At 73.3% G+C, this 22,147-nt stretch carries 19 protein-coding genes; 11 read left to right on the top strand and 8 right to left on the bottom strand.

Features of this window, described 5'->3' with window-relative positions:
* Nucleotides 1–58: 58 nt before the first annotated feature.
* The gene (locus D0Z67_RS06815; protein ID WP_031182869.1) at nt 59–2,359 is read right to left on the bottom strand and encodes an FdhF/YdeP family oxidoreductase; all 2,301 of its coding nucleotides are present in this window, start codon (nt 2,357–2,359) and stop codon (nt 59–61) included.
* A 192-nt stretch (nt 2,360–2,551) separates the two neighbouring features.
* On the opposite strand from D0Z67_RS06815, the gene polA reads away from it, so the two are divergent.
* On the top strand, nt 2,552–5,275 hold the full coding sequence (gene polA / locus D0Z67_RS06810) for a DNA polymerase I (RefSeq protein WP_031182868.1): 2,724 nt from the start codon (nt 2,552–2,554) through the stop codon (nt 5,273–5,275).
* A gap of 170 nt (nt 5,276–5,445) precedes the next feature.
* A complete protein-coding gene (locus D0Z67_RS06805; RefSeq protein ID WP_131589620.1) occupies nt 5,446–5,856 on the top strand; it encodes a hypothetical protein in 411 nt (136 codons plus the stop codon).
* Here D0Z67_RS06805 and D0Z67_RS06800 read toward each other — a convergent pair.
* The gene (locus D0Z67_RS06800) at nt 5,771–6,655 is read right to left on the bottom strand and encodes a DUF4184 family protein (RefSeq protein WP_051887959.1); all 885 of its coding nucleotides are present in this window, start codon (nt 6,653–6,655) and stop codon (nt 5,771–5,773) included. The two genes, D0Z67_RS06805 and D0Z67_RS06800, sit on opposite strands and share 86 nt — an antisense overlap.
* Before the next feature lie 313 nt (nt 6,656–6,968).
* Between D0Z67_RS06800 and D0Z67_RS06795 the strand changes: the two genes are divergently transcribed.
* Nucleotides 6,969–8,729: a lytic transglycosylase domain-containing protein gene (locus D0Z67_RS06795; RefSeq protein ID WP_031182866.1), complete on the top strand. Its 1,761-nt coding sequence runs from the start codon at nt 6,969–6,971 to the stop codon at nt 8,727–8,729.
* 6 nt (nt 8,730–8,735) lie between these two features.
* On the opposite strand, the gene hrpB is transcribed toward D0Z67_RS06795, so the two are convergent.
* Together hrpB and D0Z67_RS06785 are read right to left on the bottom strand one after the other, a co-directional pair.
* Entirely contained in the window at nt 8,736–11,228 is a 2,493-nt protein-coding gene (gene hrpB / locus D0Z67_RS06790) for an ATP-dependent helicase HrpB (RefSeq protein WP_031182865.1), read from the bottom strand.
* Between the two features lie 34 nt (nt 11,229–11,262).
* Nucleotides 11,263–12,084, bottom strand: coding sequence for a class I SAM-dependent methyltransferase (locus tag D0Z67_RS06785; protein ID WP_031182864.1), 822 nt, complete (start codon nt 12,082–12,084; stop codon nt 11,263–11,265).
* Nucleotides 12,085–12,470: 386 nt separating this feature from the next.
* Between D0Z67_RS06785 and rpsA the strand changes: the two genes are divergently transcribed.
* From rpsA to D0Z67_RS06765, 4 genes are all read left to right on the top strand, one after another.
* On the top strand, nt 12,471–13,973 hold the full coding sequence (rpsA, locus tag D0Z67_RS06780; protein ID WP_031182863.1) for a 30S ribosomal protein S1: 1,503 nt from the start codon (nt 12,471–12,473) through the stop codon (nt 13,971–13,973).
* A 232-nt stretch (nt 13,974–14,205) separates the two neighbouring features.
* The gene (locus D0Z67_RS06775) at nt 14,206–15,144 is read left to right on the top strand and encodes a PAC2 family protein (RefSeq protein WP_031182862.1); all 939 of its coding nucleotides are present in this window, start codon (nt 14,206–14,208) and stop codon (nt 15,142–15,144) included.
* 32 nt (nt 15,145–15,176) lie between these two features.
* A complete protein-coding gene (gene coaE, locus D0Z67_RS06770; RefSeq protein WP_031182861.1) occupies nt 15,177–15,794 on the top strand; it encodes a dephospho-CoA kinase in 618 nt (205 codons plus the stop codon).
* Between the two features lie 50 nt (nt 15,795–15,844).
* Nucleotides 15,845–16,225, top strand: coding sequence for a tetratricopeptide repeat protein (locus D0Z67_RS06765; protein WP_030809873.1), 381 nt, complete (start codon nt 15,845–15,847; stop codon nt 16,223–16,225).
* A 10-nt stretch (nt 16,226–16,235) separates the two neighbouring features.
* Here the strand turns inward: D0Z67_RS06765 and D0Z67_RS06760 are convergent, their stop codons facing one another.
* The gene (locus D0Z67_RS06760) at nt 16,236–16,562 is read right to left on the bottom strand and encodes a DUF6343 family protein (RefSeq protein WP_051887957.1); all 327 of its coding nucleotides are present in this window, start codon (nt 16,560–16,562) and stop codon (nt 16,236–16,238) included.
* A 116-nt stretch (nt 16,563–16,678) separates the two neighbouring features.
* Between D0Z67_RS06760 and D0Z67_RS06755 the strand changes: the two genes are divergently transcribed.
* Nucleotides 16,679–17,389 carry a class I SAM-dependent methyltransferase gene (locus D0Z67_RS06755; RefSeq protein WP_234312881.1) on the top strand — a complete coding sequence of 237 codons (711 nt, stop codon included), beginning with the start codon at nt 16,679–16,681 and terminating at the stop codon, nt 17,387–17,389.
* A 16-nt stretch (nt 17,390–17,405) separates the two neighbouring features.
* On the opposite strand, the gene D0Z67_RS06750 is transcribed toward D0Z67_RS06755, so the two are convergent.
* Nucleotides 17,406–17,963: an RNA-binding S4 domain-containing protein gene (locus D0Z67_RS06750; protein ID WP_051887955.1), complete on the bottom strand. Its 558-nt coding sequence runs from the start codon at nt 17,961–17,963 to the stop codon at nt 17,406–17,408.
* Nucleotides 17,964–18,097: 134 nt separating this feature from the next.
* Between D0Z67_RS06750 and D0Z67_RS06745 the strand changes: the two genes are divergently transcribed.
* Together D0Z67_RS06745 and D0Z67_RS06740 are read left to right on the top strand one after the other, a co-directional pair.
* On the top strand, nt 18,098–19,612 hold the full coding sequence (locus D0Z67_RS06745) for a YfcC family protein (RefSeq protein ID WP_031182857.1): 1,515 nt from the start codon (nt 18,098–18,100) through the stop codon (nt 19,610–19,612).
* A 24-nt stretch (nt 19,613–19,636) separates the two neighbouring features.
* Entirely contained in the window at nt 19,637–20,335 is a 699-nt protein-coding gene (locus D0Z67_RS06740; RefSeq protein WP_031182856.1) for a uracil-DNA glycosylase, read from the top strand.
* Here the strand turns inward: D0Z67_RS06740 and D0Z67_RS06735 are convergent.
* Both D0Z67_RS06735 and D0Z67_RS06730 read right to left on the bottom strand, forming a co-directional pair.
* Entirely contained in the window at nt 20,332–20,784 is a 453-nt protein-coding gene (locus D0Z67_RS06735) for a GNAT family N-acetyltransferase (RefSeq protein WP_031182855.1), read from the bottom strand. The two genes, D0Z67_RS06740 and D0Z67_RS06735, sit on opposite strands and share 4 nt — an antisense overlap.
* A 2-nt stretch (nt 20,785–20,786) precedes the next feature.
* Complete coding sequence (locus tag D0Z67_RS06730; protein WP_031182854.1) at nt 20,787–21,191, bottom strand: RidA family protein; 405 nt, start codon at nt 21,189–21,191, stop codon at nt 20,787–20,789.
* A gap of 93 nt (nt 21,192–21,284) precedes the next feature.
* Between D0Z67_RS06730 and D0Z67_RS06725 the strand changes: the two genes are divergently transcribed.
* Nucleotides 21,285–22,106 (top strand): nucleotidyltransferase domain-containing protein, encoded by an 822-nt coding sequence (locus tag D0Z67_RS06725; protein WP_078873526.1) that lies wholly within the window; start codon nt 21,285–21,287, stop codon nt 22,104–22,106.
* Nucleotides 22,107–22,147 lie beyond the last annotated feature (41 nt).

The raw sequence follows: 22,147 nt of genomic DNA, 5'->3' as shown, positions 1-22,147 counted from the left end.
GCCCGGCTCCGTTCTCGTGCGCCTGTCCGGCGGCGACCCGATATCACTGAGCGAACGCTCAGTCGGTCGCCGATTGTTCCAGACGCCCTTCCGGGCGCGCCTCCAGCCGGACCACCACCGACTTGCTCGCCGGGGTGTTGCTGGTGTCGGCGGTGGCGTCCAGCGGCACCAGCACATTGGTCTCCGGGTAGTACGAGGCGGCGCAGCCCCGCGCGGTCGGGTAGTGCACCACCCGGAAGCCGGGCGCCCGCCGCTCCACCCCGTCGCTCCACTCGCCCACCAGGTCCACGTAACTCCCGTCGGCCACGCCGAGTTCGCGGGCGTCCTCGGGGTGGACCAGCACCACGCGGCGGCCGTCGGTGATGCCCCGGTAGCGGTCGTCCAGACCGTAGATCGTGGTGTTGTACTGGTCGTGCGAGCGCAGCGTCTGGAGCAGCAGCCGGCCCTCGGGCAGCTCGGGGTGCTCCACCGGGGCGGCGGTGAAGTTGGCCTTGCCGGTGGCGGTGGGGAAGCGGCGCTCGTCGCGCGGGGCGTGCGGCAGGGTGAAGCCGCCGGGGCGGGCCACGCGGGCGTTGAAGTCCTCGAAGCCGGGCACCACCCGCGCGATGCGGTCGCGGATCGCCGCGTAGTCCCGCTCGAACTCCTCCCAGGGCACCGTGCTGTCCGGCAGCACCCGCCGGGCCAGCCGGGCCACGATGGCGGGCTCGGACAGCAGCTGCGGGCTCGCGGGCGCCAGCCGGCCGCGCGAGGCGTGCACCATGCCCATGGAGTCCTCGACGGTGACGAACTGCTCGCCCCCGCCCTGCACATCGCGCTCGGTGCGCCCGAGCGTCGGCAGGATCAGCGCGCGGGCGCCGGTGACCACGTGCGAGCGGTTGAGCTTGGTCGAGACGTGCACGGTCAGCCCGGCCCGCCGCATGGCCGCCTCGGTCACCTCGGTGTCGGGGGAGGCGGAGACGAAGTTGCCGCCCATGGCGAAGAACACCTTCGCCTCGCCGTCCCGCAGCGCGCGGATGGCCCGGACGACGTCGAAGCCGTGCTCGCGCGGCGGGGCGAAGCCGAACTCCCGCTCCAGCGCGTCCAGGAAGGCGGGCGCGGGGCGCTCGAAGATGCCCATCGTGCGGTCGCCCTGCACGTTGGAGTGGCCGCGCACCGGGCACACCCCCGCGCCCGGACGCCCGATGTTTCCGCGCAGCAGCAGGAAGTTGACCACCTCGCGGATGGTCGGCACCGAGTGCTTGTGCTGGGTGAGGCCCATGGCCCAGCAGACGATGGTCCGCTTGGAGGCCAGCACCATCTCCAGGGCCCGCTCGATCTCCGCGCGGCCGAGCCCGGTCGCGGCCAGCGTCTCGTCCCAGTCGGCCTTGGCTGCCGCGTCCGCGAACTCCTCGTAGCCATGGGTGTGTTCGCGGACGAACTCCTCGTCGACCGCGCCGTCCGTCTCCAGGATCAGCTTGTTCAGCAGCCGGAAGAGGGCCTGGTCGCCGCCGAGGCGGATCTGGAGGAACAGGTCGGTCAGCGCGGCGCCCTTGAGCATGCCCTGCGGGGTCTGCGGGTTCTTGAACCGCTCCAGGCCCGCCTCGGGCAGCGGGTTGACGCTGATGATCCGCGCGCCCTCCGCCTTGGCCTTCTCCAGCGCCGAGAGCATGCGGGGATGGTTGGTGCCCGGGTTCTGCCCGGCCACGATGATCAGGTCGGCCCGGTACAGGTCCTCCAGCAGGACGCTGCCCTTGCCGATGCCGATCGTCTCCGAGAGCGCCGAACCGGACGACTCGTGGCACATGTTGGAGCAGTCGGGCAGGTTGTTGGTGCCCAGCTCGCGGGCGAAGAGCTGGTAGAGGAACGCCGCCTCGTTGCTGGTGCGGCCCGAGGTGTAGAAGACGGCCTCGTCCGGCGAGCCGAGGGAGCCGATCTCCTCCGCGATGATGTCGAACGCCCGCTCCCAGGTCACCGGCTCGTAGCGGTCGGCGCCCTCGGGGAGGTACATGGGGTGGGTGAGGCGGCCCTGCTGGCCCAGCCAGTAGCCGCTGCGCCCGGCGAGGTCGGCCACCGGGTGCGCGGCGAAGAACTCCGGGGTGACCCGGCGCAGCGTGGCCTCCTCGGCCACCGCCTTGGCGCCGTTCTCGCAGAACTCGGCCATGTGCCGGTGCTCCGGCTCGGGCCAGGCACAGCCGGGGCAGTCGAAGCCGTCCTTCTGATTCACCCGCAGCAGGGTCAGCGCGGTGCGCCGCGCCCCCATCTGCTGCTGCGCGATCCGCAGGGAATGCCCCACCGCGGGCAGTCCCGCCGCCGCGTGCTTCGGCTCCCCTGTCCGCGGCGCGTCCTGCACCGGATCACCCTTGGGCGGCTTCGTCGCCATCGCCCGCTCCCCTTCGATCGTCTTTCTCACATCCGGGTCCCCCGCGGCCCCGCCGAACAAGCATGCCCCCCGGGCGTCCGCAGCGGGAACCCTGTGGACAACGGGCCGGGGGAGCCCTGTGGACAACCGGCGGTCCGTCGCCGACCCCGTTCGCGGACTCGGCTGTCGGTGCGGCGTGGCAGGATCGGGGGCGTGGCAGAGACAGCATCGAAGAAGACCGACACCCCTCCCGGCGGCCGACCCCGCCTGATGCTCATGGACGGGCACTCACTGGCGTACCGCGCGTTCTTCGCGCTGCCCGCGGAGAACTTCACCACCGCGACGGGCCAGCCGACGAACGCGATCTACGGCTTCGCCTCGATGCTGGCCAACACCCTGCGTGACGAGGCGCCCACGCACTTCGCGGTCGCCTTCGACGTGTCCCGCAAGACCTGGCGCTCCGAGACGTTCACGGAGTACAAGGCCAACCGCTCCAAGACACCGGACGAGTTCAAGGGCCAGGTCGAGCTGATCGGCGAGCTGCTGGACGCGATGCACGCGCCCCGCTTCGCCGTGGACGGCTTCGAGGCGGACGACGTGATCGCCACCCTCGCCACCCAGGCCGAGGCCGCGGGCTTCGACGTGCTGATCGTCACCGGCGACCGGGACTCCTTCCAGCTGGTCAGCGAGCACACCACGGTGCTCTACCCGACCAAGGGCGTCTCGGAGCTGACCCGCTTCACCCCGGAGAAGGTTCTCGAGAAGTACGGGTTGACGCCCGCGCAGTACCCCGACTTCGCCGCGCTGCGCGGCGACCCGTCCGACAACCTGCCCGGCATCCCCGGCGTCGGTGAGAAGACCGCCGCGAAGTGGATCAACCAGTTCGGCTCGTTCGCGGAACTGGTCGAGCGCGTCGACGAGGTCAAGGGCAAGGCCGGGCAGAACCTCCGCGATCACCTGGAGTCGGTGAAACTCAACCGCGTCCTGACCGAGCTGGAGCGCGCGGTCGAGCTGCCGAAGACGGTCGCGGACCTCGGCCGTGAGCCGTACGACCGCAAGGGCGTGGCGGCCTTCCTGGACACCCTGGAGATCCGCAACCCCTCGCTGCGCGAGCGCCTCTTCGCCGTCGACCCCGGCGCCGAGGAGGCCGAGGCCACCCCGGTCGTCGCGGACGGCGTCGAAGTGGACGGCACGGTCCTGGGCACCGGCGAGCTGGCCGGCTGGCTGGCCGAGCACGCCGGTGAGGCGCTGGGCATGGCCACGGTGGACACCTGGGCGCTGGGCTCCGGCTCGGTCGCCGAGGTCGCCCTCGCCGCCGCGGGCGGAGCGGCCGCCTTCTTCGACCCCGCCGAGCTGGACGAGGCCGACGAGCGGGCGTTCGCCGGCTGGCTGGCCGACCCCGCGCGTCCCAAGGTGCTGCACAACGCCAAGGGCGCCATGCGGGTGCTGGCCGAGCACGGCTGGAGCGTGGAGGGCGTGTCCATGGACACCGCGCTCGCCGCCTACCTGGTCAAGCCCGGCCGCCGCTCCTTCGACCTGGACGCGCTCTCGCTGGAGTACCTGCACCGCGAGCTGGCCCCGGCCGCCGCGGCCGACGGCCAGCTCGCCTTCGGCGGGGACGACGGCGCCGAGGCCGAGGCCCTGATGATCAAGGCCCGCGCCATCCTCGACCTGGGCGACGCGCTGGAGACCCGGCTCACCGAGGTCGGCGCCGCCGACCTGCTGCGGGACATGGAGCTGCCCACCTCCGCCCTGCTCGCCCGCATGGAGCGGCACGGCATCGCGGCAGACCGCCCCCACCTGGAGACCATGGAGCAGACCTTCGCGGGCGCCGTGCAGCAGGCCGTGAAGGAGGCGCACACCGCCGCCGGGCACGAGTTCAACCTCGGCTCGCCCAAGCAGCTCCAGGAGGTCCTCTTCGGCGAGCTGGCGCTGCCGAAGACGAAGAAGACCAAGACCGGCTACACCACCGACGCCGACGCCCTGGCCTGGCTCGCCGCGCAGACCGACAACGAACTGCCGGTGATCATGCTCCGCCACCGGGAGCAGGCCAAGCTGCGCGTCACCGTCGAGGGCCTGATCAAGACCATCGCCGCCGACGGCCGTATCCACACCACCTTCAACCAGACGGTGGCGGCGACCGGCCGGCTGTCCTCCACGGACCCCAACCTGCAGAACATCCCGGTCCGCACCGACGAGGGCCGCGCGATCCGCCGGGGCTTCGTGGTCGGCGAGGGCTTCGAGTCCCTGATGACGGCCGACTACAGCCAGATCGAGCTGCGCGTCATGGCCCACCTCTCCGAGGACGCCGGCCTGATCGAGGCGTTCACCTCCGGCGAGGACCTGCACACCACGGTCGCCTCCCAGGTGTTCTCGGTCGGCCGGGACGCGGTCGACGCCGAGATGCGCCGCAAGATCAAGGCCATGTCGTACGGCCTCGCCTACGGCCTGTCCGCCTTCGGCCTCTCCCAGCAGCTCAACATCGACGCCGGCGAGGCCCGCGCGCTGATGGACACCTACTTCGAGCGGTTCGGCGGGGTACGGGACTATCTGCGCCGCGCGGTCGACGAGGCACGGGCGACGGGCTACACGGCGACCCTCTTCGGCCGCCGCCGCTACCTGCCCGACCTCAACAGCGACAACCGCCAGCGCCGCGAGGCCGCCGAGCGGATGGCGCTGAACGCCCCGATCCAGGGCACCGCAGCCGACATCGTCAAGATCGCCATGCTCCACGTCGACCGGGCGCTGCGCGAGGCGGAGCTGAAGTCCCGGATGCTGCTCCAGGTGCACGACGAAATCGTGCTGGAGATCGCCCCCGGCGAGCGCGAGAGGGTCGAGGAGATCGTCCGCCGCGAGATGGCGGACGCCGTCAGCCTGCGCGCCCCGCTGGACGTCTCCGTGGGCGTCGGCCCGGACTGGGAGTCGGCCGCGCACTGAGCCACCCGGAACCCCGCGCGGAGCCGCCCTCCCCGCGGGGTTTCCGACTGGGAGTCGGCCGCGCACTGAGCCACCCGGAACCCCGCGCGGAGCCGCCCTCCCCGCGGGGTTTCACTCACGTGGCCCCCGCCAGAACGCAGCCCCCGCCCGCCACCCGCGAGACTGCGGGCATGGGTATACGCATGCTTCACCGCCTGAGGCCCGCCCCGCGGCACGGCAGTACGGAGCGTACGGACACCGGCCCGGCGCCAGAGGCGTCCGGGACGGCCGTGCCCGTCGTCGCGGCCGGTGCCAGCGCCGCCCGTCGCCCCGCGCGTCCCCTGACCCGCGTCCGCCGGGCCGGCGCCGCCGCCCGCCGGGTCCTGGCCGCCGGAACCCGCCGCCTCCCCGACCGGCCCGCCTGTGCCGACCTCCTGTGCGGCTACCTCGCGCTGCTGCTGACCCACCTGCCGAAGGCGCGCCCCCGGCACACGCTCACCGTGTTCGTGGCCTCCCTCACCGACCGCCCCGCTCCCGCCGCCCCGCGCCGACCGTCGCACCCCGTGCCACCGGCCCGGCGCTCGGCGCGGAAGCGGGCGTAGCGCCGACGGGCCGCCACACCCGTACCGCGCCCGCGTACAGCACCACCCCGAGCAGCAGGCCCGAGCCCGCGCCGAAGCACACCGTGGGCACCAGTTCCCAGGGCCGGGCGACCGCGCCCCAGTACGCCCACCAGCGCACCGCCCGCACCACCGCCGCGCCCAGCGCGCAGCCCACCAGCAGGGGCAGCGCCCAGCACCGGTCCCGTACGGAGAGCAGGGGTACGCCCACCGGATCACCGGCCGGGGCGGCCCGGAGCGCCCGTACCAGGAAGACGGCGATCCCGGCGGCGGCCAGCGCCGAGGTGCCGTACTGGAGCCACTGGAAGAGGGGAATTCCGGCCATCATGCGGGCGAGTACCGGCACCAGCCCGGTGCCCCAGCGGTCGTGGTGGGTGAAGGCGTCCCACACCACGTGCGTGACCCCGCCCAGCACCGCCGAGACGTACCACCACGGCGCCAGCGACGCCCGGACCCGCGCGCGGGGTGCCCCGCAGCGCAGCAGGGCGGCGGGCCTGGGCTGCCAGGGCCGGGGGAGCAGCGCCACCAGTGGCTCGCGCACCAGCAGCCAGAGCGCCACCAGCGCCCAGGAGAGCAGCACGTCCACGGTGAGCACCCCGGTGAAGGAGTGCGTGAACGTCCCGTACTCCATCGCCTCCGGGTGCACCCCGGCCGCGTAATAGGTCAGGTCCGGCGCGAAGGAGCCCGCCACGAGCACCGACGGCACCAACGGCCCCCGCCCGGTCCCGTCCCGGCGGACGGCGGGCAGTACGGCGGCGGCATGGCTGAGCGTGAACGGCAACGGGTCCTCCCGGAACGGCCGGCGCGAGCCGCGCCGGTGATCGCGGGCCCAGTATGCGTGACGCGCCCTCATCGGCCGGGCGGGCGACAGGAGTCGGCCAAGTCCGGAAAACGCGGGTGCCACGGGTCCCTCGCGACAGGGGAGTTGACGTAGGGTCGGCCGGGGCGCATCTGTCGTGCACACGGTCAGGTGACCCACCACACAGACCTCAGTGCGGCACACCGGGCAACCGTGGCACCGGCCCGGCCGTCACACCTTCAGTCGGGACAGGCGCAGACGGACGCCGAGGGCGTCCACGGGAGGGGTTCACTCTATGGCGGCGCACAAGGGCAGGCGGCTGCGCAAGGGAGCGGCGACGACCGCGGCGGCCGCCTTGGCGGTCGCGGCACTCTCCGCGTCCCAGGCGCCGGGGGCGACCGGCGCTCCGGACACCCTCCAGACCAGCGCGGGCCAGAGCAGCCCCGTGCCGGACGTGCCGGCGGATGCCAACGCCACCGGCAACTCGCCGTACTACACGGACCTTCCGCCGCTCAACAGCCCGCTGCCGAGCCCGTCCTCGACGAACGGCACGCCCGTCTCGCGGGGCGAGGGCGAGGCGGGCATCCCCGCGACCGTGCTGGACGCCTACCAGAAGGCCGAGGCCGAACTCCGCACGTCCAAGCCCGGCTGCAACCTGCCCTGGCAACTCCTCGCCGCCATCGGCAAGGTGGAGTCCGGCCAGGCCAGGGGCGGCCGTGTGCGGGCCGACGGCACCACGATCAGCCCGATCATCGGCCCCCAGCTCGACGGCAACGGCTTCGCCCTCATCAAGGACACCGACCACGGCGTCTACGACGGCAACAGCTCCTACGACCAGGCCATCGGCCCCATGCAGTTCATCCCGTCCACCTGGGCGTGGGCGGGCCGCGACGGCAACGGCGACGGCAAGGCCGACCCGAACAACGTCTACGACGCCGCCCTCGCCGCGGGCCACTACCTGTGCCGCAACGGCTGGGACCTCTCCACCGAACGCGACCTGCGCAGCGCGATCCTGAGCTACAACAACTCCACCGACTACCTCGACCTCGTGCTGAGCTGGGTGGACTACTACCGCAAGGGCACCCACTCCGTCGCGGACGGCACCGGCGGCATCCCCGGCCACCGCAGCGACGACGGCCTCCCGCGCACCAGCATGCCCGCCACTCCGGGCACCGTCTCGCCGAAGCCCTCGAAGCCGGGCAAGCCATCCAAGCCGGCCCAGCCGAGCCCGGACCCCGGCAAGCCCGGCAGCCCCTCGCCCGAGCCGACCCCGCCGGCCGGGACGCCCACCCCGTCCGACACGGTGGACCACCTCGTCTCGCCCGACCTGGACGGCACCGAGCTGTCCGCCACGGCCGGGGACGCCTTCGAGCGGCGGATCAGTGCCCGCGCGGTGACCAAGGACGGCAAGTCCGTCGCCAAGGTCCGGGTGCGGTTCACCATCACCGGAGACACCGGCGCCACCTTCACCGGCGGCGAGCGGGTGGCCACCATCGCCACCGACGCCAAGGGCACCGCACTCGCCCCGCAGCTCCTCGCGGGCGAGCAGGCCGGCACCTTCAAGGTCACCGGCACGGTCGTCGGGCACGCGGCCAAGGGCGTCGGCTACACGGCCACCGTCACCCCGCGCCCCGCCGACAAGCTGGTCCGCACCTCCGACACCGCGCTGACCTGCACCCCGGGCGGCGAGTTCGCCGGGCAGGTCCAGGTCAAGGCGACGTACAAGGGCGCTCCGGCGGCCAAGGTCGGCGCCACCGCCACCCTGATCAAGTCCGCGGCCAACCCCAGCGCGAACATCGTCGGGCCCTACTTCAAGGACGCGAACGGACAGCCCGTCCGCACCCTCACCGGGCTCACCACCGACGCCGACGGCGTCGTCACGCTGCCCAAGCTGTACGCGGACCTCTTCAGCGGCACCTACCTGCTCCGCGTCACCACGCCGGGCGGGGGCAGCGTCACCGTCGAGCTGAAGGTCTCGGTCCTGGCGACCGCCTCGGCCGGCCCCTCGCCGAGCGCCTCCGCCGACCCGTCGCCGAGCGCCTCGGCCGGCTCCTGAGGTCCTTCACCGCCTGAGCCGGGCCGTCGTATGACGGGTCGGCTCGGCGGTGGCCGGGTCCTCGGGCCAGGGATGCTTCGGGTACCGCCCGCGCAGCTCGGCCCGGACCGCCCGGTAGCCGTCCCGCCAGAACGAGGCGAGGTCCGCCGTCACGGCGGCGGGCCGCCCGGCGGGCGACAGCAGATGCACCAGCAGCGGCACCCCGGCCACCTCCGGGGTCTCCCGCAGCCCGAACAGCTCCTGCAACTTCACGGCCAGCACCGGCCGTTCGGGGTCCGTGTAGTCGACCCGCACCCGTGACCCGCTCGGTACGGCGACCCGCTCCGGCGCCAGCTCGTCCAGCCGGGCCGCCTCCCCGCCCGCCCACGGCAACAGCCGCGTGAGCGCCTGCCCCGCGTCGATCCGCCCCAGGTCCGCCCGGCGCCGGGCCCGCCCCAACTCCGGCTCCAGCCAGTCGTCCACGCGGGCCAGCAGCGCCTCCTCCGACACGTCCGGCCACGGCTCCCCGAGCCGCGCCCGCAGGAACGCCAGCCGCTGCCGCAGGAGTTGAGCGTGCTCGGTCCACCGCAGCAGCCCCAGCCCCTCCCGCCGCAGCCCGTCGACCAGGGCGGCCCGCACCAACCCGGGCTCGGGCTTCGCGAGAGGCCGCACGGCCAGCTCCACGGCCCCCAGCCGCTCGACCCGCCGCGCCACGACCTCCCCCTCGGCCCAGCGCACCTCCTCCCGCTCATCCAGCAGCGAGGCGGCAGCCGCCCGGGCGACCTCCTCCGGCACGGCGGCCCCGAGACGCATCCGCCCGTGCCCCTTCCCCACCGGCCGGTCCGCGACGGCCACGACGATCCATGGCGCCCCCCGCAAGGCCGACCCCTCAGTCACCTCGACCCGGCTCCCGGACACCATCAGGTACGACCCGCCGTCCAGCCGGGCGATCCGCTCAGGGAAGGCGAGCGCGGCGACCCGGCCGACGGCGGCCTCGTCGCCGAGGGGCTCAGGGGCGGCACCGGGCGCGTCCGGTTGCGCCACGCCCCGCAGTCGCCGTACCTCCGCCGCCCAGCGCGCCGCGTACGCGTCGCCGCCCCGGCGGGCCCGGCGCAGGGCACCCGCCAGGTCGTCGCCGTACTCGCGCGGTACCTCCTCCGAGAGGAGGGCGACCGTCTCGGCGGCGGAGGCGGGGGAGTCGAGCAGGGCCCGGCCGAGGCGGGGGTGGAGGCCCAGGCGGGAGAGGCGGGTGCCCCGGGGGGTGGCCCGGCCGGTGGGATCGACGGCGCCGACGGCCGTCAGTACGTCGCGGGCCGCCGCCATCGCCCCGGCGGGCGGCGCGTCCAGCAGGGCGAGGCCCGTGGCGTCCGGGTCGCCCCAGCAGGACGCCTGGAGGGCGAAGGCGGTCAGGTCGGCGACCTTGATCTCCGGGGCCGGGAAGGCGGGCAGGCGGGTGTCCTCGGCGCGGTCCCAGCAGCGGAAGACCACACCGGGTGCCTCGCGCCCGGCCCGGCCCGCACGCTGGGCACCGGCCGCGCGGGACGCCCGTACCGTCGCCAGGCCGCTCAGGCCGCGCGCGTGGTCCACGCGGGGCTCCCGCGCGAGCCCCGAGTCGACGACGACCCGGACGCCCGGCACCGTGAGGGAGGACTCGGCCACCGAGGTCGCCAGGACCACCCGGCGCCGTGCGCCGGGGGAGAGCACCGCGTCCTGCACGGCGGCGGGGGCACGGCCGTGCACCTGGAGCACGTCGACATCGGCCAGTCCGCCCAACTGCCCGGCCACGCGCGCGATCTCCCCCACACCGGGCAGGAAACACAGCACGTCACCGGAGTGCTCGGCCAGAGCCCGCCGGACGACCGAGGCGACATGCGCCAGGAGCGCCGGGTCCACCCGCATCCCGTGCGGCGGCCGCACCGGACGCGCGGGCGGCGCCCAGACCACGTCCACGGGGTACGACGCACCGGCCGCCTCCACCACCGGCGCATCACCGAGCAGCCGGGACCAGCCCTGCGCGTCGGTGGTCGCGGAGGCTGCCACCAGTCGGAGGTCGGGCCGCAGGGTCCCCCGTACGTCCCAGAGGAAGGCGGCGGCCGTGTCCGCGTCGAGGTGCCGTTCGTGGCACTCGTCGAGCATCACCACGTCGACGCCGGCCAGCTCCTGGTCCCGCTGGAGCCGCTGGAGGAGGACACCGGTGGTCACGACCTCCACGCGGGTGTGGGGGCCCACCACACGTTCGCCGCGAACGGTGTGGCCGACGCTGACACCGGGCTTCTCGCCCAGCAGCCACGCCATCCGCCGCGCGGCCGCCCGCGCCGCGATCCGGCGGGGCTCGGCCACCACGACCCGCCGCGCCGGACCCCCGTCGGCCAGCCCGGCCAGCACCAGCGGCACGAGCGTCGTCTTGCCGGTACCGGGCGGCGCCACCAGCACGGCGGTGCCCCGGGAGTCCAGCGCGGCGGTCAGGTCGGGCAGGGCGGAGCGCACGGGCAGCGCGGCGAGGGCGTCGTCACGGATCACGCCCCCAGTGTCGTACGCCGGGAGGCCGGGGCCGTCAGTCCCGTTCGCAGACGAAGATCGCGGTACCGGGGATCAGGTTGCCGCGCAGCGGGGACCAGCCGCCCCACTCGGAGGTGTTCCAGGCCGGCCACTCCGGCTCCACCAGGTCCACCAGCCGGAACCCGGAGGACACGATGTCCCGCACCCGGTCCCCGATCGTGCGGTGGTGCTCCACATAGACGGCGCTCCCGTCGTCGCCCTGCTCCACATAGGGAGTGCGGTCGAAGTAGGAGGCCGCCACGGACAGCCCCTCCGGACCGGGTTCGTCCGGGAAGGCCCAGCGGATCGGGTGCGTCACCGAGAACACCAGCCGGCCGCCCGGCCGCAGCACCCGCCGCACCTCGCGCAGCACCAGCCGGGGATCGGCCACGAAGGGCAGCGCCCCGTACGCCGAGCACACCACGTCGAAGGAGGCGTCCGCGAAGGGCAGCGCGCCCGCGTCCGCACACACCAGCGGGAACGCCGAGCCGATGCGCAGCGCGTGCTGGAGCTGCCGGTGGGAGAGGTCGAGCGCGACCGGACGGGCGCCCTGGGCGGCCAGCCAGCGCGCGCACTGCGCCGCGCCCGCGCCGATCTCCAGCACGTCCCGGCCCTTCAGCTCCTCCGCCGGGCCGAGCAGCTCGGCCTCCACCTCGTCCAGCCCCTCCGGGCACCAGACGAAGCGGTCGTCACCGAGGAAGGTGCCGTGCTCGACCTGGTACTCGTCGGCGTTCCGGTCCCACCAGCCCCGGTTGGCCCGACTGCTCTCCGCGACCCCCGCGTCACGGCGGGTGGCCTCCGGCTCTGATTCCTCCGACCCCTCCGGGTCGTGCCCCACAGGCTCTTGGATGATCGGCTCCCTCGTCGTACTCTTCCGTCCAACCGGCCCGCCGGACGCGTGTCACGGAAGGGATCACGCGGTCACGCGCGCCCAGTTGGGCGATTCTTCCGCCGGGTATGCGGCGTTCGGTCCGCGGTGTGCGCCTTCGCGCATTGACCCTGCCCGGCTGCCCCCGTATGCTACAAGTTGCGCTGCGGGCCTGCGCACCTCAGACGTAGCAGGTCGCGCTCGCATCTGTATGTATCCCTCGGTTCTCGAGGCGCCACCGGGCACCCGGTGCTCAAGTGGCGCTTCCTTGGCTGTCCGGCTTCTGCAGAGCGAAACGGGCTCCCGGCGTAAGCAGTACCTACGACTTCAATGTCCGTACCGGAGCCCTTTCCCACATGACGAGCAGCACCGAGACCACCGCCACCACCCCGCAGGTTGCGGTCAACGACATCGGTAACGAGGAAGCCTTCCTCGCCGCGATCGACGAGACGATCAAGTACTTCAACGACGGCGACATCGTCGACGGCGTCATCGTGAAGGTCGACCGGGACGAGGTCCTGCTCGACATCGGTTACAAGACCGAAGGTGTCATCCCGAGCCGCGAGCTCTCGATCAAGCACGACGTCGACCCGAACGAGGTCGTCAAGGTCGGCGACGAGATCGAGGCCCTGGTTCTCCAGAAGGAGGACAAGGAAGGCCGCCTGATCCTCTCGAAGAAGCGCGCCCAGTACGAGCGCGCCTGGGGCACCATCGAGAAGATCAAGGAAGAGGACGGCATCGTCACCGGTACCGTCATCGAGGTCGTCAAGGGTGGTCTCATCCTCGACATCGGCCTCCGCGGCTTCCTCCCGGCCTCCCTGGTCGAGATGCGCCGCGTCCGCGACCTCCAGCCCTACGTGGGCAAGGAGCTCGAGGCGAAGATCATCGAGCTGGACAAGAACCGCAACAACGTGGTCCTGTCCCGCCGTGCCTGGCTCGAGCAGACCCAGTCCGAGGTCCGCCAGACGTTCCTCACGACCCTCCAGAAGGGTCAGGTCCGCTCCGGCGTCGTGTCCTCCATCGTCAACTTCGGTGCCTTCGTGGACCTGGGTGGCGTCGACGGCCTGGTGCACGTCTCCGAGCTGTCCTGGAAGCACATCGACCACCCGTCCGAGGTTGTCGAGGTCGGCCAGGAAGTCACCGTCGAGGTTCTCGACGTGGACATGGACCGCGAGCGCGTCTCCCTGTCGCTGAAGGCGACCCAGGAAGACCCGTGGCAGCAGTTCGCCCGCACCCACCAGATCGGCCAGGTCGTGCCCGGCAAGGTCACGAAGCTGGTTCCGTTCGGTGCGTTCGTCCGCGTGGACGAGGGCATCGAGGGTCTGGTCCACATCTCCGAGCTGGCCGAGCGCCACGTGGAGATCCCGGAGCAGGTCGTCCAGGTCAACGACGAGATCTTCGTCAAGGTCATCGACATCGACCTCGAGCGTCGCCGCATCAGCCTCTCGCTGAAGCAGGCCAACGAGGCCTTCGGTGCCGACCCGGCCTCGGTCGAGTTCGACCCGACCCTGTACGGCATGGCCGCGTCCTACGACGACCAGGGCAACTACATCTACCCCGAGGGCTTCGACCCCGAGACCAACGACTGGCTCGAGGGCTACGAGACCCAGCGCGAGGCGTGGGAGGGCCAGTACGCCGAGGCGCAGCAGCGCTTCGAGCAGCACCAGGCCCAGGTCATCAAGTCCCGCGAGGCGGACGAGAAGGCCGCTGCCGAGGGTGTCGACGTCGCGGGTGCGGCTCCGGCCGCTTCCGGTGGCGGCGGCTCGTACTCCTCCGAGGGTGCGGACACCTCCGGTGCCCTTGCTTCGGACGAGGCGCTTGCCGCGCTGCGTGAGAAGCTGGCGGGCGGCCAGAGCTGAACGCTCACCGCTGAGGTTTAGCCGGTAGTCAAGCTTGAGGGACTCGTACCTTTCGGGGTGCGGGTCCCTCAGGCGTTTTCTGGTGCGTTGTCAGGTGCGGGTTGTGGGGGGGTGTTCGCGCAGTTCCCCGCGCCCCTTGGGGGAGTTGCAGCTGAACCCTGTTTGATGATCTTGGGAATGGTCCGGTGGTTCCTGGTGTTGGCTCATTTGGACACTAGGAGGGGCGGTCATCGTGGTTGATCCGCAGGGTTTGTTCGCTTGGGAGCCGAAGGGGCTCGCCGTGGTGGACGTGGCGTTGGCTCAGGAGTCGGCCGGGCTGGTCATGCTCTACCACTTCGACGGGTACATCGACGCGGGGGAGACGGGCGACCAGATCGTGGAGCGGGTCCTCGACACGCTGCCGCACCAGGTCGTGGCCCGGTTCGACCACGACCGGCTGGTGGACTACCGGGCCCGCCGTCCGCTGCTGACCTTCCAGCGCGACAGCTGGACCGGCTACGAGGTGCCGGCCATCGAGGTCCGCCTCGTGCAGGATGCCACCGGGGCGCCGTTCCTGGTGCTGTCCGGGCCCGAACCCGACGTGGAGTGGGAGCGGTTCGCACTCGCCGTCCAGCAGATCGTGGAGCGCCTCGGCGTCCGGCTGTCCGTCAACTTCCACGGCATCCCGATGGGCGTACCGCACACCCGTCCCGTGGGCCTCACCCCGCACGGCAACCGCACCGACCTCGTCCCCGGACACCGCAGCCCCTTCGAGGAGGCCCAGGTGCCGGGCAGCGCGGCCGCGCTGCTGGAGTACCGGCTCAGCGAGGCCGGCCACGACGTTCTCGGGGTCGCCGCGCACGTCCCGCACTACCTCGCCCGCTCCGCCTACCCGGACGCCGCGCTGACCGTGCTGGAGGCGATCACCGCCGCCACCGGTCTCGTGCTGCCCGGTGTCGCCCACGGTCTGCGCACCGAGGCGCACCGCACCCAGACCGAGATCGACCGCCAGATCCGCGAGGGCGACGAGGAACTGACCTCGCTCATCCAGGGCCTTGAGCACCAGTACGACGCGGCCGCCGGCGCCGAGACCCGCGGCAACATGCTCGCCGAGCCCGTCGACATCCCGTCCGCCGACGAGATCGGCCTCGAGTTCGAGCGGTTCCTCGCGGAGCGGGAGGGCGAGGCGTAAGCCCTCCGGCGCGAGGGTCTAGGCTGCCCGGCATGTTGAAAGTGGGGCTGACCGGCGGCATCGGGGCCGGCAAGAGCGAGGTGTCGCGGCTGCTCGTGGAGCACGGGGCCGTGCTGATCGACGCGGACCGGATCGCGCGGGAGGTCGTGGCGCCGGGGACACCGGGTCTCGCGGCCGTGGTGGAGGCGTTCGGGCCGGAGATCCTCGCCGAGGACGGCTCGCTGGACCGGCCCCGGCTCGGGTCCATCGTCTTCGCCGACCCGGAGAAGCTGGCCGTCCTCAACGCGATCGTGCACCCCCTGGTGGGCGAGCGGTCCCGCGAGCTGGAGAGCGCCGCGAGCGCCGACGCCGTCGTCCTGCACGACGTACCGCTGCTCACCGAGAACGGGCTGGCGCCGCTGTACGACCTCGTCGTCGTCGTGGACGTGAGCCCCGGGACCCAGCTCGACCGGCTGGTCCGGCTGCGCGGGACGACCGAGGAGGACGCCCGCGCCCGCATGGCCGCCCAGGCGAGCCGTGAGCAGCGCCGGGAGATCGCCGACATCGTGATCGACAACGACGTGCCGCTGGACGCGCTGGAGAAGCGGGTCGACGAGGTCTGGGCCGAACTGACCCGGCGCGCGGCCGAGCGGAGCGGTGGCGCGGAATAGCCCCTCCGCCTTGAGGCGTTGGAACGGCGGAGTGAGGGAAGGACTTCGCCGTGCCCGAGATCAATGGTTCCGCCGGACGTACGCCGGAGACGGATGTCATCGACTTCCGCGCCGCCGAGCATCTGCTCGACGCGCGGGACCCCAGGGGCGCGGTGAAACTGCTCGACGAAGTGATCGCCGCGCATCCCGAGAACACCGCCGCCCGGCTGCTGCGGGCGCGCGCCTTCTTCGCCGCCGCGCAACTGCGGCCCGCCGAGCTGGAGTTCACGGTGGTGCTGGAGCGCGAGCCGGACAACGCCTTCGCCCACTTCGCGCTGGGCCGCACCTACGAGCGCCAGGGCAGGGCCGGTCAGGCCCGCCGCCACTTCCGGCTGGCCGCCGCGCTGGACCCCAACCCGGACTATCTGCGAGCGGCCCGCTTCGACTCCTGAGCCCGGTCGCTCAGGGGTGGTGGTGCCGGGGCGCGGGCAGGCGGGGGAACCCCCGCCGCCGCCTCGGCCGTACCGCCGTCTCGTCGTGCACCGGCTCGTACGGGGGTACGTCGCGGCCCGGCTGGTAGTGCGGGCCCTGGCGCAGATGGCGGACGACCACGGCCAGGTCGACCGTGACCACCAGCCACAGCACGGCGCACGCGACCGCCCAGCCGGTGCGTCCGGTCAGGGCGAAGGCCACGGAGCCGAAGACGGTCCAGGCGAACCCCCACACGCTCAGCCACAGCCGCGCCCGCAGCGCACTGCGCGCGGTCGCCGGTTCACTGCCGGTACGCATCCGATCACCACCTCTCTGGCAACGTACTCCGGTTCCCGGAGCGGTGTGAATTGACTCGAACGAGTGGTTCGGGGCGGGACGGGAACGGGTGAACGAAGATCGTCCGTTCTTCCGGCATGACAGTCGAGATGCGTGAAGGACATCAGGGCACCGGCCCCGGAGCGATCACCCCGGACGGCTGCGCGGTGGAGCTGTACGCCCGCTTCCCACCGGGCGACGAACCGGACGTCATCGCCGCCGCCGTGCCCGCCGGGGCGCACATCCTGGAGCTGGGCAGCGGCGCGGGCCGGGTCACCCATCCGCTGCTGGAGCGCGGGTTCCGGGTGACGGCGGTGGACGAGTCCGCCGAGATGCTGGAGCGGGTGCGCGGGGCGGAGCGCACCATACGCACGCCGATCGAGGACCTGGACCTGGGCGAGCGGTTCGACGTGGTCCTGCTCGGCTCGTTCCTGGTGCACACCGCCGACCCGGCGCTGCGCCACGCCCTGCTGGACACCTGCGCCCGCCATGTGGCGCCGGACGGCTGCGTGCTCATCCAGCGGGAGGGCGCCGACTACCACGAGAACGTGCCGAGGGAGCGCGTCGACCCCCGGGGCTTCACCGTCCGGATCGCCTCGGTGGAACCGGTCGGGGACGGGGTCGACTCGGTGCGGGCCGAGTACACCTTCCCGGACGCCGCCTGGACCCAGACCTTCCGCAGCAGGGCCCTGACGAAGGAGCAGTTCGAGGCCGCGCTCGGGGAGGCCGGGCTGAGAGTGGACGCCGAGCTGACCGACGACGGGATATGGGTGCGGGCGGTGCCGGCGGGCCGAGGGGCTGAGGGCTGAGGCGGTCGCCCGTGGCTCAGTGGCCCGGCCGGCGCCTGCCGTGGGGGTCCGGGGCGACGACGGGGGCACCGGGGGCGTCCGGCGTGCCCAGGCCGCGCAGCCGTTCCAGCTCGCGGCGGTCCCGCTTGGTGGGGCGGCCGGCGCCCCGGTCCCGGATGCCGACGGGGGCGACCGCCTCGCGGGGCGGCGGAGGAGGGGAGTTGTCGATGTAGCACTGCGCGGCCACCGGGGCGCCGACCCGCTTGCGGATCAGCCGCTTCACGATCACCACGCGCTCCCGGCCCTCGTGCCGCAGCCGCACCTCGTCGCCCACCCGCACGGAGTACGCGGGCTTCACCCGCTCCCCGTTCACATGGACATGGCCGCCCCGGCACGCGGTGGCGCCCAGCGACCGCGTCTTGACCAGGCGCACCGCCCAGACCCAGCTGTCGATCCGGACCGTCTCCCCGGCGGCGAGCCCCGCGGCCTCGGCGGCGGCCACCGCGGCGGCGGTACCGGGGTCCGCCGCCGGTGCCTCGGGGGCGGCGGCCTCCTGGGTGCCGTCGGCGGCCGGGTCCTGTGAAGCGAGTGCCATGCTGCCGACCCTAACGCTCCGCCGCGCCGGGCCGGTACGGCGTTTCCCACCACTCCCACGCCCCACCCCGGATGCGGCCCGCCCGCGCACCCCGGAGGCTGTTGCCGAGGTCGCGCCGGGAGCGAGGAGGGGACATGGAGACGGAGGCCGGGGAACCGCCACCGCGCCGGCGGGCGTTCACCTTCCCCAGCGCGCTCACCGTGCTCGTCGTGGTCACGATCGCCGTCTGGCTGCTCGCCTTCCTCATCCCGCCGGGCCAGTACGCCCGCAACGCGGCCGGCGCCCCCGTGCAGGGGACCTACCACCGGGTCTCCGCCGGGGAGTCCTTCGTCGACCGGCTCGACGACCTGTTCCTCTCCCCGGTCAACGGGCTGTACGGCCTGAGGGACGCGAAGACCGGGCTGGTGGGGCCGGACCTGACGGGGGAGCTGTACGGCGCGGCGGGGGTGTTCCTGTTCGTGCTGGCCATCGGCGCCTTCATCACCGTGGTGTTCGCCACCGGCGCGCTGGACCGGGGCATCGCGCGGCTCGCCCACCGGCTGCGGGAGCGGGGGGCGCTGCTGATCGCCGGGATCATGGTGGTGTTCTCGGTGCTCGGCACCGTGGAGGGCTTCGCCGAGGAGACCCTCGGCTTCTACGGCCTGATCGTGCCGCTGATGCTGGCCCTCGGCTACGACCGCATGGTGGCCGTCGGCACGATCATCCTGGGCGCGGGCATCGGCGTGCTCTGCTCGACGGTGAACCCCTTCGCCACCGGGGTGGCCTCCTCGGCCGCCGACATCTCCCTCGGCGACGGCATCGCGCTGCGCTTCGTGATGTGGGCGGTGCTGACGGCGGTGACGGTCGCCTACGTCATCCGGTACGCCCGGCGGGTACGGCGGGACCCGGCCCGCTCCCTCACCGGCTTCCTGCCAGGCGACCGCGAGCACGCCACCGAGGCGCCGGACGCGGAACCGGAGCTGACCGGGCTGCACCGGGCGGTGCTGACCACGATGGTCCTGGTCTTCGCGTTCATGATCTTCTCCGTGGTGCCGTGGTCCAGCGCCCTCACCGGCGACGCCGACGCCACCCCGTACGGGTTCGAGCTGGACTGGTCGTTCCCGCAGCTCGCCGCGCTGTTCATCTGCGCGGCCGTGCTGGTCGGGCTGGTGGCGCGGATGGGGGAGCAGCGGCTCAGCGCCACGATCGTGCAGGGCGCGGCCGACTTCATCTCGCCCGCGCTGGTGATCGTGCTGGCCCGCGGGGTCACCGTGATCATGAACAACTCGAAGATCACCGACACCGTGCTGCACTCCATCGAGGGGGTGGTGCGGGGGACCTCGTCCGGTGTCTTCGGGGTCATCGTGTTCGGGGTGAACCTGCCGCTGGCCTTCCTGATCCCCTCCACCTCCGGCCATGCCACGCTCGCCATGCCGATCCTCGCCCCGCTGGCGGACTTCGCCGGGGTGTCCCGCGCGGTCGTCGTCACCGCCTGGCAGGCGTCCAGCGGCTGGATGAACCTGTGGGTGCCGACCACCGCCGTCGTGATGGGCGGGGTCGCGCTGGCCAAGGTGGGCTACGACAAGTACCTGCGGTTCGCCTGGCCGCTGCTGGCCGTGCTGTTCGCGCTGATCTGCGGGTTCGTCGCGCTGGGCGCGGCCTTCACCTGACCGGCCGGGTCTACCGTGAGGGGCATGGACGACAGCGGTGGCCTCGCCCGGCTGGACCGGCGCGTGAGCGAGTGCCGTGCCTGCCCGCGCCTGGTGGAGTGGCGCGAGGAGGTGGCCCGTACCAAGCGGGCCGCGTTCGCGGACTGGACGTACTGGGGGCGCCCGGTGCCCGGCTTCGGCCCTGCCGACGCCCGGCTGGCGATCATCGGGCTGGCCCCCGCCGCGCACGGCGGCAACCGCACCGGCCGCATGTTCACCGGCGACCGCTCCGGAGACGTGCTCTACCAGGCCCTCCACGACCTGGGCCTCGCCTCCCAGCCCACCTCGGCCGCCCTCGACGACGGGCTGGAACTGTACGGCGTCCGTGTCACCGCCCCCGTGCACTGCGCCCCGCCGGCGAACAAGCCGACGCACGGCGAGCGCGACACCTGCCGGCCCTGGCTGGTGCAGGAGCTGAAGCTGCTCCGGCCGACGCTCCGGGCCGTCGTCGTGCTCGGCGCCTTCGGCTGGCAGGCGGCGCTGCCCGCGCTCACCGAGGCGGGCTGGACCGTACCCCGCCCCCGCCCCGCCTTCGGCCACGGCGCCCACGTCCCGCTCGAAGGCGGCCTGGACCTCTACGGCTGCTTCCACGTCAGCCAGCGCAACACCTTCACCGGCCGCCTCACCCCGGAGATGCTCCGCGAGACCCTGGGGACGGCGGCGCAGATGGCCGGCCTGCGCTAACGGGGCTGCCAGACGTACCGCACGTCCGGCTCCCGCTCCTCGTTGTCGTGGCCGTCGGTGCGCTCGACGGCCACGAAGCCATGGCGCTCGTAGAAGCGGTGCGCGGGCTTGTTCACCTGGAACGTCCACAGCGTCAGCCCGCCCGGGACGCGCTCCTTGGCCAGCGCCACGAACCGGTCGCCGAGGCCCCGCCCGCGATGGGCGGGGTCCAGGTAGAGCTGGGACAGCAGGCGCCCGTCGAGCACCATCATGCCGACGATCGCACCGTCCTCCGCCTCGGCCACCCAGGTCTCGCGCAGCGGGATCACCACGTCCCGGACATGGGCGTGGACCTCGTCGTCCGAGCGCGGGCGGACGACCGTGGGCAGCGCGGCGGCGAAGGAGCGCAGCCAGACGCCGGCCGTGGCGGAGGCGTCCGCCGGGACGGCCCGGCGCAGCAGGACCGTCACCGCTACGCCTCCGGGATCGCGGCCGTGGCGGTGATCTCCACCAGCTGGCCGGTGTAGCCGAGGCAGGCGACGCCGAGCAGGGTGGAGGAGTGCGGGCCCTTGCTCAGACCGGACGCCTCCACCACCTCCCACACCGACGACAGCACCGAGGGCTGGTCGCTCACCACGTACACCTCGGTCACCAGCACGTGCTCCAGGCCGCTGCCCACGGCCCGCAACTGCTCGCGCAGGTTGCCGATCACCTGCCCGGCCTGGGCCACCGGATCGCCCGGCCCGACCAGCTCGCCCCGCTCGTCCAGCGGGACCGCGCCCGCGAGGAAGGCGAGCCGGGTGCCCGCCTCCACCACGGAGGCGTGCGAATAGGCGGGCGGCGGGAAGAGACCGGGGACGGTGACGCGGCGGATCATGGCGGCTCCCTCGAAGCGCGGCGGACGATCGCCCATCATGGGACGCCCGAAGCCGCCCGCGCATCCGAATAACGACGCCAGAAAGCGAGCACCGTGCCCACCCTCTCCGACACCGACTTCCTCTCCGCCACCGCCGGCCGCCTCGCCGGACTGCCCACCGTGCGGGCCGTCGCGCTCGGCGGGTCCCGGGCCCAGGGCACCCACACCGAGGACAGCGACTGGGACCTCGCCGTGTACTACCGGGGCGCCTTCGACCCCGACGACCTGCGCGCCCTCGGCTGGGAGGGCGAGGTCTCCGAGGTCGGCGGCTGGGGCGGCGGGGTGTTCAACGGCGGAGCCTGGCTCACCGTCGACGGCCGCCGGGTCGACGTCCACTACCGGGATCTCGACAGCGTCGAGCACGAGCTGGCCGAGGCGGAGCAGGGCCGCTTCCGGGTCGAGCCCCTGCTGTTCCACCTCGCCGGGATTCCCACGTATCTGATCGTCGCCGAGCTGGCCGTCAACCGGGTGCTGCGCGGCACGCTGCCCCGCCCCGCCGGCTACCCGGACGCGTTGCGCCGTACCGCGCCCGAACACTGGCGGGGCACCGCCCGTGCCACCCTCGGCTACGCCAAGGCCCACCACGCCCCCCGCGGCCGCCTCACCGAGGTCGCCGGGGCGCTGGCCACCGCCGCCGCCCAGGCCGCGCACGCGGTGCTGGCCGAGCGCGGGGAGTGGATCACCAACGAGAAGCGGCTGCTGGAGCGCGCCGGACTGCGCCGGATCGACGAGGTGACCGGCGCCCTCACCCCCGGGACCCTGGCCGGCGCGGTGACCGAGGCGGAGGAGATCCTGCTCACGCCGCCGGGGCACCTTTCACCTCCCCGAAACCCGGGTGTCGCACCCACCACCGCGCCACGCTCTACCCTGGAGTGACCCCCACTCGGCCACCGTCGTCCGAAGGCCCCCACCCTCGT

It is taken from the genome of Streptomyces seoulensis, from assembly GCF_004328625.1.
Classification (GTDB): domain Bacteria; phylum Actinomycetota; class Actinomycetes; order Streptomycetales; family Streptomycetaceae; genus Streptomyces; species Streptomyces seoulensis.
This window is presented reverse-complemented; position numbering and strand designations above follow the sequence as displayed.